Origin of the sequence: Streptomyces sp. NPDC058375 (genome assembly GCF_042723425.1) — a bacterium.
Classification (GTDB): Bacteria; Actinomycetota; Actinomycetes; order Streptomycetales; family Streptomycetaceae; genus Streptomyces; species Streptomyces durocortorensis.
In genome coordinates this window covers 1-16423 of the sequence record NZ_JBHXJG010000165.1, presented here as the reverse complement: position 1 = coordinate 16423, position 16423 = coordinate 1, and the positions used below count along the sequence as shown (strand labels likewise).

15 protein-coding genes and 2 pseudogenes are annotated in these 16423 nt (G+C 72.1%); 7 read left to right on the top strand and 10 right to left on the bottom strand.

Going from position 1 to position 16423, the window contains the following annotated elements:
- Positions 1 to 541: 541 nt before the first annotated feature.
- Positions 542 to 2326, bottom strand: a complete 1785-nt coding sequence (gene gcl / locus ACFWM7_RS23960; RefSeq protein WP_383263674.1) for a glyoxylate carboligase — start codon at positions 2324 to 2326, stop codon at positions 542 to 544.
- 260 nt (positions 2327 to 2586) lie between these two features.
- Between gcl and ACFWM7_RS23955 the strand changes: the two genes are divergently transcribed.
- The 3 genes from ACFWM7_RS23955 to ACFWM7_RS23945 all read left to right on the top strand — a co-directional run bounded on the left by ACFWM7_RS23955 (position 2587) and on the right by ACFWM7_RS23945 (position 4215).
- The gene (locus tag ACFWM7_RS23955; RefSeq protein WP_383263672.1) at positions 2587 to 3297 is read left to right on the top strand and encodes a hypothetical protein; all 711 of its coding nucleotides are present in this window, start codon (positions 2587 to 2589) and stop codon (positions 3295 to 3297) included.
- An 81-nt stretch (positions 3298 to 3378) separates the two neighbouring features.
- Positions 3379 to 4008 (top strand): GNAT family N-acetyltransferase, encoded by a 630-nt coding sequence (locus ACFWM7_RS23950; RefSeq protein WP_383263669.1) that lies wholly within the window; start codon positions 3379 to 3381, stop codon positions 4006 to 4008.
- A 9-nt stretch (positions 4009 to 4017) separates the two neighbouring features.
- The gene (locus ACFWM7_RS23945; RefSeq protein ID WP_383263666.1) at positions 4018 to 4215 is read left to right on the top strand and encodes a hypothetical protein; all 198 of its coding nucleotides are present in this window, start codon (positions 4018 to 4020) and stop codon (positions 4213 to 4215) included.
- Between the two features lie 37 nt (positions 4216 to 4252).
- On the opposite strand, the gene ACFWM7_RS23940 is transcribed toward ACFWM7_RS23945, so the two are convergent.
- Positions 4253 to 5860 carry an AMP-binding protein gene (locus ACFWM7_RS23940; protein WP_383263664.1) on the bottom strand — a complete coding sequence of 536 codons (1608 nt, stop codon included), beginning with the start codon at positions 5858 to 5860 and terminating at the stop codon, positions 4253 to 4255.
- Complete coding sequence (locus ACFWM7_RS23935) at positions 5857 to 7533, bottom strand: AMP-binding protein (protein WP_383263661.1); 1677 nt, start codon at positions 7531 to 7533, stop codon at positions 5857 to 5859. The genes ACFWM7_RS23940 and ACFWM7_RS23935 overlap by 4 nt, the downstream gene beginning before the upstream one ends.
- Before the next feature lie 129 nt (positions 7534 to 7662).
- Here ACFWM7_RS23935 and ACFWM7_RS23930 point away from each other — a divergent pair, with 129 nt between their 5' ends.
- Positions 7663 to 8505, top strand: coding sequence for a response regulator transcription factor (locus tag ACFWM7_RS23930; RefSeq protein ID WP_383263658.1), 843 nt, complete (start codon positions 7663 to 7665; stop codon positions 8503 to 8505).
- Between the two features lie 74 nt (positions 8506 to 8579).
- Here the strand turns inward: ACFWM7_RS23930 and ACFWM7_RS23925 are convergent, their stop codons facing one another.
- Positions 8580 to 9716 (bottom strand): winged helix DNA-binding domain-containing protein, encoded by a 1137-nt coding sequence (locus tag ACFWM7_RS23925; protein ID WP_383263655.1) that lies wholly within the window; start codon positions 9714 to 9716, stop codon positions 8580 to 8582.
- Between the two features lie 119 nt (positions 9717 to 9835).
- Between ACFWM7_RS23925 and ACFWM7_RS23920 the strand changes: the two genes are divergently transcribed.
- Positions 9836 to 10708, top strand: a complete 873-nt coding sequence (locus tag ACFWM7_RS23920; RefSeq protein WP_383263652.1) for a DMT family transporter — start codon at positions 9836 to 9838, stop codon at positions 10706 to 10708.
- 9 nt (positions 10709 to 10717) lie between these two features.
- Here ACFWM7_RS23920 and ACFWM7_RS23915 read toward each other — a convergent pair whose 3' ends face one another.
- Complete coding sequence (locus ACFWM7_RS23915) at positions 10718 to 11770, bottom strand: glutathione S-transferase family protein (protein ID WP_383263649.1); 1053 nt, start codon at positions 11768 to 11770, stop codon at positions 10718 to 10720.
- Positions 11767 to 13266 carry an MFS transporter gene (locus ACFWM7_RS23910; RefSeq protein WP_383263646.1) on the bottom strand — a complete coding sequence of 500 codons (1500 nt, stop codon included), beginning with the start codon at positions 13264 to 13266 and terminating at the stop codon, positions 11767 to 11769. Before ACFWM7_RS23910 ends, ACFWM7_RS23915 begins: the two co-directional genes overlap by 4 nt.
- Positions 13267 to 13387: 121 nt before the next feature.
- Here ACFWM7_RS23910 and ACFWM7_RS23905 point away from each other — a divergent pair, with 121 nt between their 5' ends.
- Entirely contained in the window at positions 13388 to 13783 is a 396-nt protein-coding gene (locus tag ACFWM7_RS23905; RefSeq protein WP_383263643.1) for a VOC family protein, read from the top strand.
- 219 nt (positions 13784 to 14002) lie between these two features.
- On the opposite strand, the gene ACFWM7_RS23900 is transcribed toward ACFWM7_RS23905, so the two are convergent.
- The gene (locus ACFWM7_RS23900; RefSeq protein ID WP_383263640.1) at positions 14003 to 14743 is read right to left on the bottom strand and encodes an SDR family NAD(P)-dependent oxidoreductase; all 741 of its coding nucleotides are present in this window, start codon (positions 14741 to 14743) and stop codon (positions 14003 to 14005) included.
- Positions 14744 to 14885: 142 nt separating this feature from the next.
- Between ACFWM7_RS23900 and ACFWM7_RS23895 the strand changes: the two are divergent.
- Positions 14886 to 15137 (top strand): annotated as a pseudogene (locus ACFWM7_RS23895) (Ku protein); the annotation flags it as partial.
- Between the two features lie 60 nt (positions 15138 to 15197).
- Here the strand turns inward: ACFWM7_RS23895 and ACFWM7_RS23890 are convergent.
- From ACFWM7_RS23890 to ACFWM7_RS23880, 3 genes and pseudogenes are all read right to left on the bottom strand, one after another.
- Complete coding sequence (locus tag ACFWM7_RS23890) at positions 15198 to 15707, bottom strand: SRPBCC family protein (RefSeq protein WP_383263637.1); 510 nt, start codon at positions 15705 to 15707, stop codon at positions 15198 to 15200.
- Positions 15704 to 16084: an ArsR/SmtB family transcription factor gene (locus tag ACFWM7_RS23885; RefSeq protein WP_383263634.1), complete on the bottom strand. Its 381-nt coding sequence runs from the start codon at positions 16082 to 16084 to the stop codon at positions 15704 to 15706. The genes ACFWM7_RS23890 and ACFWM7_RS23885 overlap by 4 nt, the downstream gene beginning before the upstream one ends.
- 98 nt (positions 16085 to 16182) lie before the next feature.
- Positions 16183 to 16423, bottom strand: a pseudogene (locus tag ACFWM7_RS23880) (hypothetical protein); the annotation flags it as partial.

Below are 16423 nucleotides of genomic sequence, written 5' to 3'. Positions count from 1 at the left end.
GGAGTACGGATACGGTCCCGTACTCCACGCCCTTCTGCGTGCCCGCACCCGCGCTCGCGCGGGCATTCGCGCGCCCGGTCGCATCCTTTCGTGTGCGCGCGCCCGTTCGCTCGCAGGGGCTTTCGCGCGCCCGGTCGCACCACCCGACCCGTCTCCCTACGAGGGCCCGGACACCGGAATTCCGGCCCGTCCGGCGCTTGAGGACGGAACCGTGGCGGCGGAGGTCCCGCACCATCCCCCTGCCCGGGCAAACCAAGCCTGCCCGGCGCTTGAGGACGGAGCCGACGGAGCCGTGGCGATGGCGGGGCCGGCCCGCACCGTTCCAGCCTGTCCGGAGGGACGCGGGCCCACCCGCTCCAGGGTTCCGTCCTCAAACGCCGGACGGGCTGGGCCAACGCCGGACGGGCTGGATCAGCGCCGCCGGGCAGGCGGGAAGCAGTGCGGGCAGGCGGGAAGCAGTGCGGGTGCTCGCCGGCCACGCAGAGGGCCCCCGGGCCGGAGGTTCGCTCCGGGCCGGGGGCCCTCGTGGGTGACGGGTCCGTCAGGAGGCCGTCAGGGGGCGGATCGCGGTGGGCGCGTGGGACGGGTCCGTCGCGATGTCCTCGAACTCGTTCACGGACGCGATGTCCGTGCCGCTCATCGAGATGTTCGTGACCCGCTCCAGGATCGCCTCGACGACCACCGGCACACGGAATTCGGCGGCGAGCTTCTTCGCCTCCTCGAAGGCCGGCAGCAGCTGGTCCGGCTCGGTGACCCGGATCGCCTTGCAGCCGAGGCCCTCGACGACCTTGACGTGGTCGACGCCGTAGACGCCCAGCTCCGGGGAGTTGATGTTCTCGAACTCCAGGTTGACCTGGAAGTCGATGTCGAAGTTGCGCTGCGCCTGGCGGATGAGGCCCAGGTAGGAGTTGTTCACCAGGACGTGGACGTACGGGATACGGTGCTGCGCGCCCACCGCCAGCTCCTCCAGCATGAACTGGAAGTCGTAGTCGCCGGAGAGGGCGACGACCGTGCCCTCCGGGTCGGCGGTGGCGACGCCCAGCGCGGCCGGGATCGTCCAGCCCAGCGGGCCGGCCTGGCCGCAGTTGATCCAGTGGCGCGGCTTGTAGACGTGCAGCATCTGCGCGCCCGCGATCTGGGAGAGCCCGATCGTGGTGACGTAACGGGTCTCGGGGCCGAACGCCCGGTTCATCTCCTCGTACACGCGCTGCGGCTTGAGCGGCACGTTGTCGAAGTGGGTCTTGCGCTGGAGGGTCGCCTTGCGCTCCTGGGTGGAGGCGGCCCAGACCGAGCGGTCCTTCAGCTTGCCCGCGGCCTTCAGCTCGCGCGCCACCTCGACGAAGAGCGTCAGTGCGGCCTTGGCGTCGGAGGCGATGCCGAGGTCCGGGGCGAAGATCTTGCCGAGCTGGGTGGGCTCGATGTCCACGTGGACGAAGGTGCGGCCCTGGGTGTAGACGTCCAGCTTGCCGGTGTGGCGGTTGGCCCAACGGTTGCCGATGCCGAGGACGAAGTCGGACTCCAGGAAGTTCGCGTTGCCGTAGCGGTGCGAGGTCTGCAGGCCGACCATCCCGGCGTTCAGCTCGTGGTCGTCGGGCAGGATGCCCCAGCCCATCAGGGTCGGGATGACGGGGACGCCGGTCAGCTCGGCGAACTCCACCAGCAGCTCGGAGGCGTCGGCGTTGATGATGCCGCCGCCCGCGACGAGCAGCGGGCGCTCCGAGGCGTTCAGCAGCTCCACGGCCCGCTCGATCTGCTTGCGGGTGGCGGCGGGCTTGTGCACCGGGAGGGGCTCGTACAGCTCGGGGTCGAACTCGATCTCGGTGAGCTGGACGTCGATCGGCAGGTCGATGAGGACCGGGCCCGGACGGCCGGTGCGCATCAGGTGGAAGGCCTGCTGGAAGACGCCGGGGACCTGCGCGGCCTCCAGGACGGTCGTCGCCGCCTTGGTGACCGGCTTGGCGATGGACGCGATGTCGACGGCCTGGAAGTCCTCCTTGTGCAGGACGGCGGTCGGCGCCTGGCCGGTGATGCAGAGGATCGGGATGGAGTCGGCGATGGCGGAGTACAGACCGGTGATCATGTCGGTGCCCGCGGGGCCCGACGTACCGATGCAGACGCCGATGTTGCCGGCCTTGGCCCGGGTGTACCCCTCGGCCATGTGGGAGGCGCCCTCGACGTGCCGGGCCAGCGTGTGCTGCACCCCGCCGGAGGCCTTGAGGGCCGCGTAGAAGGGGTTGATCGCCGCGCCCGGAACGCCGAACGCGTTGCTGACGCCTTCGCGCTTCAGGATCTCAACTGCCGCTCGGGCAGCGGTCATACGAGGCATGGAAGCTCCTGCTCGGGATTGGTGGAGTCGGGCTCTGTCGCGCCACCTGAGAGCACCAATTCCGTATTACGGAAACTTAGTTCTGCTATATGGAAGCAATCTAGAAGCTGGGGCGGTCGCAGTCAAGGGCGTGTACCGCCGCACGCGCCGCCCGAAGTACGTCAATCCCCTCCCCAGCGCCTCGCTCCTGGTGGACGATGGCGTGACGAGGGAAGCACGGAGCGGAGTCGGCCGCGCGTCCGTGCCGGAGGGAGAGATACGTGGAGTCCGTGCCGGTCCGCTGCCCTGTCTGCAGCCGGGACCACGCCTACAGCACCCCGGCCTACCCCTGCCCGTGCGGAGCGCCCACCGCCCCGCCGCTGCTGCGCGGCGCCCCGGCGGTCCGGGTCGGCCACCGCAGCTGGAACGACGCCTGGGTCACCGTCCGCTGCACGTCCTGCGCCCGGGAGGACCAGTGGCCGCAGCCCGAGCTGTGCTGCCCGTGCGGAACCGTCCTGCGGATCCCGGTGCGCCCGGTGGCCGCCGCGTCGGCCCCGGCCGCACCGGTCTCGCCGGCCCACATCCCCCTGCCGCGCACCGCCGCGCACCCGCGCCCCACGTTCCACCCGATGACCATTCGTACGGGCCACGACGCCGTGACCGCGGCCGGCCTGTATCTGACCTGGCTCGGCTACCGCGACGTCGGCCGTCCCGGGGCGGGCCCGGCCTCCGGCATCGACCTGCGAGGTGACGGGGTGATCGCGCAGGTCGAGTCCAGCACCCGGCCCGCGACGCTGCGCGCGATCGAGACCCTCTGGCTCAACGCGCTGGGCGCCTCGGCGACCGGGGTGTTCTTCTCCCTCGCGGGGTACGCGGCCGACGCCCGGGCCCGCGCGGACGGCGTCGGACTCCCGCTCTTCGTCCTGGACCTCACCGGCACCCCGCAGCCCGTGAACAGCCCTGCGGACGAGCTGGTGAGCACGGGCGCCTGAGCCGACGCCCCGGGCGCCGTCCCGGGGGCGGATCCGGCCACCCGCGTACCGGTCCGGCGTCCGGCGCGGCACACTGAGTACATGCGTATCCGCTCCGCCAGACGCTCGGATCTCCCGGTACTCCAGGACATCGAGCGCGCCGCAGGGGAACCGTTCCGCGCCCTGGGCATGGCCTTCGTGGCCGACGACGATCCGCCCCCGCTCGACCTGCTGGAGAGCTACCGGCAGGCAGGCCGTTGCTGGGTGGCCACCGACCCCCTCTCCGCCGTCGGCGACCGGCCGCTCGGCTATGTGCTCGCCGATCCCGTCGACGACGCCCTGCACATCGAGCAGGTCTCGGTCGATCCCGCCGCCGCCCGCCGGGGCATCGGCCGGGACCTGATCGCCCACCTCGCCGCCCTCGCCGCGCGGCGGGGCCTGACGGCGCTCACCCTGACCACCTTCACCGACGTGCCGTGGAACGCCCCCTACTACGCCCGGATCGGCTTCCGGATCCTGGCCGAGGACGAACTCACCGACGGGCTCCGCGCGATCCGCGCCGAGGAGGCCCAGCACGGGCTCGACCGCTGGCCCCGGGTCTGCATGCGACGCGACCTCGCGGCCGTCCCCCGGCCGTCGAAGGCCCCGAAGCCCGCGAAGTCCCCACCGGTTCCGGACGATTCCGAGCTCTCGGGCGCTTCGGAGGCCCTCGCTGTCAGTGGTGGAACGTAAGCTGTGCGCATGGCTTTACTCCCGGACAGCTCCCACCCCGCAGACCGCCCCGCGCCCGCCGCCGAGCAGGCCAACGAGGCGATCCGCGCACTCGTCGACGCCACCGGACCGCACTGGTCCGCGGTGGAGGCGGCGACGTACGAGGTGCTGCTCATCAAGTGGGCGGCCGCGACCCGGGACGATCCCGACATCATCGAAGCCGCCTGACCCGGCACCCCGTCCGACCCACCCGCCCGCCCTTCCGTCAGTCCGCGTACGTCTCGCGCAGTTCGATCTTGCGGACCTTCCCGCTGACCGTCATCGGGAAGGTCTCCAGGATCCGCAGCCTGCGCGGGATCTTGTAGTGCGCGAGCCGCTCCCGGCAGAATGCGGCGACCTCCTCCAGGGTGGGCGGTTCGGTCGGGTCGCGCGGAATGACGCAGGCCAGGATCTCCTCGCCGTACCGCTCGTCCGGCACCCCGACCACCTGGACGTCGGCGATCTTCGGGTGGCCGTAGAGGAACTCCTCGATCTCCCGTGGGTACACGTTCTCGCCACCCCGGATGATCATGTCCTTGATCCGGCCGACGACCTGGACGTATCCGTCCTCGCCCATCACCGCGAGGTCCCCCGTGTGCATCCACCGCCCCGCGTCGATCACGTCGGCGGTGCGGTCGGGCTGGTCCCAGTAGCCGAGCATCACGCTGTAGCCCCGGGTGCGCAGTTCGCCGGAAGTGCCGCGCGGGAGCGTGACGCCGGTGACCGGGTCGACGATCTTCACCTCGATGTGCGGCAGCACGCGGCCCACCGTGCCGGTGCGCCGCTCCTGGTCGTCGTCGCGGCGGGTCTGGGTGGAGACCGGGGACGTCTCCGTCATCCCGTAACAGATGGACACCTCGGCCATGTGCATCTCGGCGACGACCCGCTTCATCACCTCGGCCGGGCAGGGGGAGCCGGCCATGATCCCGGTGCGCAGCGAGGAGAGGTCGTACGCGGCGAAGTCCGGCAGGTTCAGCTCGGCGATGAACATCGTGGGCACCCCGTACAGCGAGGTGCAGCGCTCCTGCTGGACGGCGGCCAGCACGGCGGCGGGCTCGAAGGACGGGCCCGGGATCACGATGCAAGCGCCGTGCGAGGTGGCGGCGAGGTTGCCCATGACCATGCCGAAGCAGTGGTAGAAGGGCACCGGGAGACAGACCCGGTCCTCCTCGGTGTAGGCGATCGTCTCCCCCACGAAATACCCGTTGTTGAGGATGTTGTGGTGGGAGAGCGTCGCCCCCTTCGGGAAGCCGGTGGTGCCCGAGGTGTACTGGATGTTGATCGGGTCGTCGCAGGACAGCTCCGCCTCGCGGGCGGCCAGTTGGTCGCGCGTGACGGCGGGGGCGGCGGCGGTCAGCACCGCCCAGGACGGGTCGCCGATGTAGTGGACGGCCCGCAGGTCGGGGCAGTTGCCGCGGACTTCGTCGACGAGGGCGCGGTAGTCGCTGGTGCGGTGCGCGAGGGAGGCGACCAGCAGGGAGATGCCCGCCTGCTTCAGGACGAACTCCACCTCGTGGGCGCGGTAGGCCGGGTTGACGGTGACCAAGACGGCCCCGATCCGGGCGGTGGCGTACTGGACGAGCACCCACTCGGGGCAGTTGACCGCCCAGATGCCGACCCGGTCGCCCTTCGCCACCCCCGACGCCATCAGGGCGCGGGCCAGCTCGTCGACGTCCGCGACGAATTCCGTATACGTCCAGCGGCGGCCGGATGCCACGTCGACCAGGGCTTCGCGGTCGCCGTGCGCGGCGGCCGTCCGGTCGAGGTCGCGGCCGATGGTGTCGCCGAGCAGCGCGGTGTCGCCGGTGCCGTGCGCGTAACTGAGCAGGCTCACTTGAGGTCTCCCTCGTCGAACTCGGCGCCGGTGCCCAGCGCGGTGCGTTCGCGGAGTTCGATGCGGCGGATCTTGCCCGAGACGGTCTTGGGCAGCTCCGCGAACTCCAGCCTGCGGATGCGTTTGTACGGGGCGAGAACCGCCCGGGAGTGCTCGAAGAGGACCTTCGCGGTGTCCGGCCCCGGCTCCCAGCCCTCCGCGAGCACGACGTACGCCTTCGGGACGGCCAGGCGGAGCGGGTCGGGGGCGGGCACGACGGCGGCCTCGGCGACGGCCTCGTGTTCCAGCAGGGCGCTCTCCAGCTCGAACGGCGAGATCTTGTAGTCGGATGCCTTGAACACGTCGTCTGCGCGGCCGACGTAAGTGATGTAGCCGTCCTCGTCGCGGGCGCCGATGTCCCCGGTGCGGTAGTAACCGCCGGCCATCGACTCGGCGGTGCGGTCGGGGTCGCCGTGGTAGCCGGTCATCAGGCCGACGGGGCGGTCGGAGAGGTCGAGGGCGATCTCCCCTTCCGTCGCCCCGGGCTGTCCCGTCACCGGGTCGAGGAGTTCGACGGTGTATCCGGGGCTCGGGCGGCCCATGGAGCCGGTCTTGAGGGGCTGGCCGGGGCTGTTGGCGACCTGGACGGCGGTCTCCGTCTGGCCGAAGCCGTCCCGGATGGTGACGCCCCACTCCCGCCGGACCGTCTCGATGACCTCCGGGTTCAGCGGCTCTCCGGCCGCGACGACCTCGCGCGGCGGGGTCTTCAACTGGCCCAGGTCCGCCTGGATGAGCATCCGCCAGACGGTGGGCGGGGCGCAGAAACTGGTGATGCCCGAGCGGTCCATCTCGGCCATCAGGCGCCCCGCGTCGAAGCGGGCGTAGTTGAAGATGAAGACGGTGGCCTCGGCGGTCCACGGGGCGAAGAGGTTGGACCAGGCGTGCTTGGCCCAGCCGGGCGAGGAGATGTTCAGATGGACGTCGCCCGGCTTGAGGCCGATCCAGTACATCGTCGCCAAGTGGCCCACGGGGTAGGACACATGGGTGTGCTCGACCAGCTTCGGGCTGGCGGTGGTGCCGGAGGTGAAGTAGAGCATCAGCGGTTCGTCCGCGTCCGTCTCCCGGCCGGGCGTGAACCCGGCGAGGGCGTCGGCCGCCCCCGCGTACGACAGCCAGCCCGCCACCTCCTCGCCGACCGCGATCCGGGTGTAGCGGCCGGGGACCTCGTCGAACTTCGCGGTGTCCGCGTCCCGCACCAGCACATGACGCACCCGGCCGCGCTCCACCCGGTCGCGCAGGTCGGCGGGGCCCAGCAGCGGGGTGGCGGGGATGACGACGGCGCGCAGCTTCATCGCGGCGAGCGCGGTCTCCCACAGCTCGACCTGGTTGCCGAGCATCACGAGGATGCGGTCGCCCTCCCGTACGCCTTGCGCCTTCAGCCAGTTGGCCGCCCGGTCGGAGCGCTCCGACATCGCGGCGAAGGACACCTCGGTGCGCCGGCCGTCCTCCTCCACGATGTGCAGAGCGGTGCGGTCGTTGTTCTCGGCGATGACGTCGAACCAGTCCAGCGCCCAGTTGAAGTGGTCCGCCCGGGGCCACCGGAAGCCCGCGTACGCGTGCTCGTAGTCCTCGCGGTGCTCCAGCAGGAAGTCCCGGGCGGCCCGGAACGTCTCGGTCGCGCTGGTTGCCGACATGTGCCCTCCTCATTACGGACCGGTCGCCTAACATCATGTAAACAGTGACCCAGGTCTCACCACCCCCGGACGGGGGTGGTCCTCTCCCCCGTCCGGGGGACTGCGCGGGCCGGGTGGAGGGGCGTCGGAGTGCCGGAACCGGTCGATGCGGTCGAGATGCAGGCAGCGCTGTTGAGGCTGCGCCGCACGAGCGGGCTTCCCGTGGTGTTCGGCGGCCTGCTGTCGGACGCGCGCCATGCCCGGATCGCCGAGCTGAACGGGGCGCAGACCAGCGCCCTGCGGGGCCTCGTCATCTCCGCCGGGAGCGGCCTGGGCGGCAAGGCCATCGCGCTGTCGCGGCCCTGCGCGGTGACGGACTACGCCTCCTCGCGCCACATCAGCCACGAGTACGACGCGGCGGTGGCGGCGGAGGGGTTGCGTTCGGTCGTCGCGGTCCCCGTCGTCGTACGGCGGGCGGTGCGGGGCGTGCTGTACGGGGCGTTGCGTACGCCGGTGACGCTCGGCGACCGTACGTTCGACGCGGTGGTGGCGGCGGCCCGCGATGTGGAGCAGTCGCTCGCGGTACGGGACGAGGTACGGCAGTTGCTGGCGGCGGGCCGGGAGCAGGTGAGCGATCCGGACACGGTGCCCGGCGCCTGGGAGGACGTGCGCGAGGCCCACCGCGAACTGCGTGCGCTGGTCCCGAGGGTCGTCGACCCGGCCCTGCGCGGCGAGCTCCTGGAGGTCTGCGGGCGACTCGCCTCGGCGTCGGGGGCCAAGGCTCCCGCGGCCCGGGAGGTCCGCCTCGCGCCGCGCGAGGTGGACGTGGTGGCGTGTGTGGCGGCGGGTGCGACGAACGCGGCGACAGCCGAGCGGCTGGGGCTGCGGCCCGAGACGGTGAAGGGGTATCTGCGTTCCGCCATGCGGAAGTTGGGGGCTCACACCAGGCTGGAGGCGGTGGTGGCGGCGCGCCGGGCGGGGCTGCTGCCCTGACCTGCGGGCCGCTGACCCTGCGGACCACTGCCCCGGCGGGCCGCTGATCCGCCGGACCGCTGACCCGGCGGGTCTCAGTCCTCGAAGTCCAGGAACGTACCGAACCGGATGTCGTGGTCCGTCGCGTCTGTCATCACCGTCAGCATCCGGGCCGCCTCCTCGGTGATCCCGGTGCGCTCCTCGCGGGTCGGCTTCCGCAGCGGCTGGACGGTCAGGATCGCCGTGTCGCCCTCGCGTTCGACGCGCCACAGGGCGTCGAGGAAACCGTCGACGAGGACGCTCCCGTACGCCTGGTTGCCCTTGCCGTTGCGCCCCTTGTTGACCTCGGGGATGACGCGGGCGCGGTCGGCGTGGCCGAGTAGGACGTTGTCGAACTCGGGCAGGAAGCGCGGCGCGGCCGGGGTGTCGGGGTCGGGGCGCGGGGCGTCCGGGAGGTCGAAGAGCTCGACGCCCCGCTCGTCCCGGAAGGTGAGCAGCCGGGGCCTGAGCCGTTCGAAGACCTCCTTCGTCCGGGTGAGGCCCGCCCATGACTGGAAGTCCATCACCGAGGCGGGGCCGAACGCGCCCAGGTAGCGCAGCACGGTGGCGTCGGGTGCGGGCGCCGGTTCGGCGGACCGGTCGAGCCAGTGCTCCACGGTGGTCAGGGCGACCTGCCCGCTGCGGCCCCACAGTCCGCGCGGGGTGACCTGGACCAGGGGCAGCAGGCAACGGGCGGCGACGGTGAGCGCGAGGGGCTCGGCGTCCGGCCAGTGGGCGAGGAGTTCGTCCCGCAGTTCCCTGACCGGGCGCGGACGCTCCTCGACCAGTTCCCTGGCCAGCGCGGCGAGCCGGTCCAGGTCCACGCCCTCCAGTCCGCGCCGGAAGCCCTTCAGCTCGCGTTCGCGTGCCGCCTGCACCAGGGGGCGCAGGGTGAGCGCGTCGTCCGCCGTGTGGGTGTGGAGGGTGGAGCGCAGGGTGACGATCCGGACGGCCTCCCGGGACTCCATCAGGGCGGACAGCTCCTCGGGGTCGAAGTCCGCGAGCCGGGCGTACAGCTGGAAGTACGGGGGCTTGGTGTTCTGGGCCTGGAGGCCGAGGAGGTGGGTGACCGCGTCCTTCGCGGCCATCGGTGACCGGCGCAGCAGGAGCTGACGGTCCAGGGTCGCCCGGTTCAGCGCCCGGGTGGAGAGGACCTCGGAGTGTGCGGCGGGGCGGTGCGTCTTCGCGGCCATGGTCCGCACGCTACCGGGGCTTGCGGACAGGGATGGTCCGCAAGCCCCTGGGTACGTGCGTTACGCCCGCCGGACCCGCGCGCCGGGCGTCCAGGCCGGGCCGGCTCCATGATGAACCCGTGATCAGCATCCTGTTCGCCGTCCTCACCGCGCTCAGTAACGGTTCCGCCTCGGTGCTCCAGCGCCGGGCGGCGATGGAGGTGCCCGACAGCGAGGCGATGCGGCTGTCGCTGATCGGCCGGTTGGTGCGTCAGAAGGTGTGGCTGGCGGGGATCGGGCTGGTGATCGTGGCGGCGGTCTGCCAGGCGATCGCCCTGGCCACCGGGCCGATCGCGGTGGTCCAGCCGATCTTCGTGATCGAGCTGCCGCTGACCCTGCTGGTCGCCGGGCTGGTGATGCGGGTGCGGGCGGACGCGGCCGTCTGGTCCGGGGTGTCGGCGGTCACGGCGGGTCTGGCGCTCGGCATGGCGGCGGCCGCCCCGGTCGAGGGCAGCGACACGGTGGAGGGCGCGGCCTGGAGTCCGGCGTTGCTGCTCACCGGGGTGTTCGAGGCGGCGCTGATCGTCGCCGCGCTCCGTACCCGGGGCAACCCCCGGGCGGCGCTGCTGGGTCTTGCCGCCGCGTGCGGCTACGCGCTGACGGCCGCTCTGATGAAGGACGCGATGTCGAACCTCGACGACGGCGGGGCGCTCTCGCTGCTGGCGTCCTGGCAGCTGTACGCCATGGCGGCGGCCGGGGTGGGCGCCCTGTTCCTGCTCCAGAACGCGCTTCAGGCGGGCAGTCTGGTGGCCGTGCAGCCGATGCTGACCCTGGGGGACGCGCTGATCAGCATCCTGTACGGGGTGACGCTGTTCGACGAGGAGTTGCGGACCGGCTGGTGGCTGCTGCCCGAGCTGGCGGCGCTGGCCCTGATCGCCACGGGGTGCGTGCGCCTGGCCCGTACCCCGCTGGCGGCGGGAACGCTCGCCCCGCCGCCGTCCGCTTCCGGGTGAGCGCCCCGGTCAGGCGGGGGCCACCGGGGTGACCCGCTCGCCCTCCGGTACCGGGCCTGGGGGTGTGCCGTCGCCGAAGGGGCGGCCGCCGAGCTGTTCGCGGTGGTGCGGGGTGGTCCAGCCGGAGAGGTCGGGGCCGGCGGGGACGATGCCGGTCGGGTTGATGCCCGTGTGGACCTGGTAGTAGTGCCGCTTGATGTGGTCGAAGTCGACGGTGTCGCCGAAGCCGGGCGTCTGGTAGAGGTCGCGGACGTACGCCCACAGGACGGGGTCCTCGGTCAGCTTGTTCCGGTTGCACTTGAAGTGGCCGTGGTAGACGGGGTCGAAGCGGACCAGGGTGGTGAAGAGGCGGATGTCGGCCTCGGTGATGGTGTCGCCGACCAGATAGCGGCGGTCGGCGAGCCGGGCGGAGACCTGGTCCAGGCGGGCGAAGAGGGCGGCGTACGCCTCCTCGTACTCCTGCTGCGAGCTGGCGAACCCGGACTTGTAGACGCCGTTGTTGATGTCCCGGTAGATGCCCTCCATGACCTCGTCGATCTCCGCGCGCAGCGGTTCGGGGTAGAGGTCGGGGGCGCCGGGCCGGTGCAGGGCGGTCCATTCGGTGGCGAGGTCGAGGGTGATCTGCTGGTAGTCGTTGGTGACGAGCTGCCCGCTCGGTACGTCGACGATCGCGGGCACGCTGACGCCGCCGGGGTAGTCGCGCTCCCGGGCGTCGTAGGCCTCGCTCAGATAGCGGATGCCGAGGACCGGGTCCTTGCCGTCCGGGTCGAGGGTGAAGCGCCAGCTGCGGTCGTCCTGGATCGGGTCGGCGACGGCGAGGGACAGGGCGTCCTCCAGGCCGAGGAGCCGCCGGGAGACCAGGGCGCGGCTCGCCCAGGGGCAGGCGCGGCTGACGGCGAGGCGGTAGCGGCCGGGTTCAACGGGCCAGCCGTCGCGGCCGTCCGCAGTGATCCGGTCGGGGAAGTGGCTCTTGGACCGCTTGAACGGCTTGTGGCCGTAGGAGTCGTTGCCCTCGCTCCCGGCGCTGTCCGCTGCCGCGGCGTCCGCTGTCGTGTCGCTCATGCCGTGCTCCTCGATGCGTCGGTGTCGTGTCGCTCGTTACGTCGTCTGCCCCGTCGCCCGGCCCCGACATCGGCCACCGCCACGATCAGGGCGGCCAGCACGAAGGCGACCGAGACGATGAGCCCGTGGTCGTAGGCGTCGGCCCAGCCGTCCGGGCCGACCTGCGCGAAGAACACCGCGCCGACGGCGGCGATCCCGATCGCGGAGCCGACCCGCTGGCCGGTCTGGAGGGTGCCCCCGGCGCTCCCCGCCTGGTGGACCGGGACCTCCGCCAGGGTCAGGGTCTGGTTCGGGGCGATGACCAGGCCGCTGCCGAGGCCGGCGAGGAGCAGCGGCGCGGCCATGGCCCAGCCCGCCCCGCGGCCGGGGACCAGGTGGACGGCGAGGGCGGTGCCCGCGAGGCCGAGCGCGACCATGGCGAGGCCCGCCACCACCAGCGGGCGGCCGAAGCGGCCGACGAGCCGGCCGCCGATGGACGCGGCGACGCCGGAGCCGAGGGCGAAGGGGGTGATGGCGAGTCCGGCCAGCAGGGCGGAGTAGCCGAGGCCGGACTGGAGGTAGAGGGTGGTGACGAAGAAGATCGAGGTGAACCCGGCGAAGTAGAGCAGGATCAGCAGGCAGCCCAGCCAGTAGGAGCGCAGCCGGAACAGCGACAGGTCCAGGACCGGCTGGACGCGTCCGCCCGTGCACCGCGACTCCCAGGCGACGAACGCGGCGAGCAGGGCGGCGGCCAGGAGCAGCAGGAGCCATTTCGTGTTGCCGGGCCACTGCTGGGCCTGGACGAACGGCAGCAGCAGGGCCAGCACCCCGGCGCCCAGGAGCAGCACCCCGAACGGGTCCAGATCGCGGGGTCGGACCCGGGTCGCGGAGGGGGTGTCGGGCAGCAGCCGGCGGGCGAGCAGGAGGCAGACGACGCCGAGCGGGAGGTTGACGTAGAAGACCCAGCGCCAGCCGTGCTCCGGTCCGGCGGCCTGGATGAGGAGTCCACCGAGGAGCGGGCCGACGGCCGTGGAGATGCCGACGACGGTGCCGAACATGCCGAAGGCCCGGCCGCGCTCGCGCCCGGAGAACATCTGCTGGATCAGGGCGGAGATCTGCGGGGAGATCAGCCCGCCCGCGATGCCCTGGACCAGTCGGGCGACCACCAGCCACAGGCTGGACTGGGCGGCCCCGCAGGCGGCGGAGGCCAGGGTGAACAGGGCGAGCCCGGCCATGAAGACCGCCCGGCGGCCCCGGGCGTCGCCCAGGCGTCCGGCGGGGATGAGGAAGAGGCCGAAGGCGAGGGCGTAGCCGGAGAGCACCCATTGGAGGTCGGACTCGGGGGTGTTCAGGCCCTCCCGGATGGAGGGGAGGGCCACATTGACGATGGAGACGTCCAGCAGGGTCATGAAGCCCGCGACCAGGCAGACGGCGAGTGCCTGCCAACGCCGGGGGTCGGGGCCGTCCGGGGCGGCGTCGCCCCCGGTCGGCCCGGGCTGCGCCGCGCTCCGTGCCATGGTTCGCACCTTAGGTCGGGTGGAGTGTGTCCTCATCCGGGGCGCGGCCGCACCGGTGGCCCGGGTTCCGGGCCGGGTCCGGACCGGCGTGTCCGCGCCCGCCGGGGGTACCAGTTCCCGCATGACTGTGGAGAAAACGAGCGTCCTCGTCCTTGACTGTGCCGAGCCCATGGAGCTGGCCGAGTTCTACGCCGGTCTCTTCGGCGCGGAGACCCGGATCGGCTCCGACCCCGATTTCGTCGAGATCGTCGGCAACGACGGCGTCCACCTGGCGATCTGCCGCGACCACGGCTACGCCCCGCCGAGCTGGCCGCGCCCGGAGGACTCGCAGCAGGCGCATCTGCGGATCCTGGTGGGGCGTGAGGACATCGACGAGGCCGAGCGGGAGGCGATATCCCTGGGCGCCCGGCCCGTCGACACCGGCGACAGCAACAGCGGGCCCCGGGACGTGCGGGTGTACGGGGATCCGGCGGGGCACTCGTTCTCGCTGGCGGTCTATCCGCTGCGGAAGGGCTGAGCGGTACCGCGGCGCACCCGGGAGGGACGCTGGGCGGAAGGTCCCCAACGGGCCCTTCCGCCAAGCGCATTGCGCCGCCGGCCAACAAGCCCCACGGGGTGAGGACTGTCAGAGGCGCCCCCCTGCGAGGGCGCCGGCCTGGGTGGTCCCCGTCTCGTGGAAGCAGGAGTCGGGGATCCGCCCGGCCGCCCCGGTCACTTTGGCGGGGGCGGCTCGTGCTCACAACCCGCCGGCGATCCTCATCACCGTGCCGGTGGCGTACGAGGCGTCGTCCGACAGCAGCCAGGCGACCGCCCCGGCAATCTCCCCGGGCTGGCCGGCGCGGCCCATGGGGACGTTCTCAGCGACTTTGGCGGGGCGCTGGGGGTCGGCGTGGAAGTCGGTCCAGATCGTGCCGGGAGCGACACAGTTGACCCGGATGCCGTTGGCCGCCACCTCCTTGGACAGCCCGATCGTCATGGCGTCCACGGCGGCCTTGGCCGCCGCGTAGTGCACGTAGGTGCCGGGGCTGCCGAGGGTCGCTGCGGCGGAGGAGATGTTCACGATCCCCCCTCCCGTCGACATGCCGCCGATGGCCCGGCGGGCGCACAGCAGGTAGCCCAGGATGTTGACCTCCAGGGCCTGCCGCATACCTTCCGGGTCCGCGTCGGTCAGCGGTCCGACGGGCCCGCTCACCCCGGCGTTGTTCACCAGCCCGGTGACCGGCCCCAGGCGCGCAGCCGCAGTATCGAACAAACGGTCTACGTCCGCCGCCGCGGAGGTATCGACCGCGACCGCAACAGCCGCCCGGCCCAGCGCGCGCACCCCCTCGGCTACGCCCTCGGCCGCCTCGGCGTCCGACCGGTAGCCGACGGCGACGTCGTGTCCTTCGGCTGCCAGTCGAAGGCAGATCGCCGCGCCGATGCCCCGGCTGCCGCCGGTAACCACGGTCACCCGCTGCCGTTCTCCCTGCTCCGCCATGTCCGGCCCTCCGAGCTGTGTACAAAATGATCGATCAAATAGGCACTCTACTCAGACGAGCCTCCGAGTCGATGTGCGCCCGAGCGTCCGGGCAGGGCCTTGACGCACGTGGTCGTGGCTTCTGTGGGGCGGCGGGTGTGCCATGCCCGGCTACCGCACCCGGCCAGGCCGGACTTCAGCCCCCCGGGCCCCGGAACCCCGGGGGCGATCACCTGCTGGTGGTGGTGCCATCAGCTTCGGGCTGGTCACGATCCCGGTGAAGATCGCGTCCGCGACCGAGGACCACGACGTCCACTTCCACCGGGTGCACCTTGCGGACATGGGCCGGGTGCGGACGCGTAAGATCTGCGAGCTCGACGGCGAGGCCGTCTCCCCGGACGAGAGCGGCAGGGGCTACGAGATCGCGAAGGACCACACGGTCCCCGAGACGGACGAACAGCGCGACTCGTCGGGCTCAGCTGAACATGTCGAGGTAGTGCTGTGTGTGGACCGGGTGGTAGTCGCCGAAGTCGACGGATGCCGGGTCACCGCCGGTCTCGGCGGCGACGAGCCGGTCGAGGTAGTAGTCCCAGCCGGGGCCCACGCCGCCTGCCATCGACGGATCGTCACCGACGGACTGGCTGAAGGTGAGGGTGGTGGCGCCCTCGTGCTCGACGAGCGTGAGCGTCATGTGCCAGACGAGTTCCTCGCCAGGCACCTGCGACGTAAGGACGAGGCGGTCGGGGGCCTGGCACTCCTGAATGGTGAAGACCTCGGCCTGGTGCTCGTCGCCCTCGTAGAGCATCCGGAAGTCGACCGAGCCGGTCGACGGGTCGCCGGTCCATTCGCCGATCCATCGGGCCAGACGGTCCGACTCGGTGACCGCCGCCCAGACGTCCTCGATGCCGGCCCGGAAGGTGCGGTCGAAGGCGACGCTGTCCAGGCCGTCGATGGTCACGCGACGCCCGGTGGGGGTGCTGGTCATGCGGATTCCTCCTGAGGTCTTCCGGTACCGGGAACGGCGTCGGTGCCGGACCGGCGGCGGTCGTGGACGGTTCTGCGGACCTCCAGGTCGAGGGCGCCGAAGGCGCTCTCAGGGATCGGCGGGCGGCGCCCGGCGAGCTCGTCGAGCAGGGCGCGGACCGGGGCGAGACCCGGGCGGGCGAGCGCGTAGTGACGCTCGCGACCGCGATCCTCGGCCGTGACCAGCCCCGCCTCGGTGAGCACGCGCAGATGCTTGCTCACCGCGGGCCTGCTGATCGGATGCCGCGCCGCGAGGTCGACCACCCGGGCCGAACCGGAGGCGAGTGCGCGCAGCAGATCACGACGTACGGGGTCGGCCAGCGCGACGAACGGGTCCATGTCTTATTGGTAACCTACGGGTTACCAATAAGCAAGTCCTCGTCCCCGACCTCAGGATTCCCGAAACGGCCAGACGGGAGACCCCGAGGGCCGCCCGTGAGGACGCTGACGACGCCGAGGACCGAGCCGGTGGTCATGACGGTGCGCGGGCCGTGGCGGTCGGTGATCCGGCCGACGCGGACCCCGGCGACGGCGGAGACGAGCAGGGCGGCGGAGAACGCGGCGGTGGTCGCCCCGGTGGGCCAGCCGGTCGCGGTGGTGATCTGCGGGTTCGGAACGGGGAACGCGTAGTAGACGATGCTCCAGCCCGCCGCCACCCAGCACCGTTCGAAGGCCGCC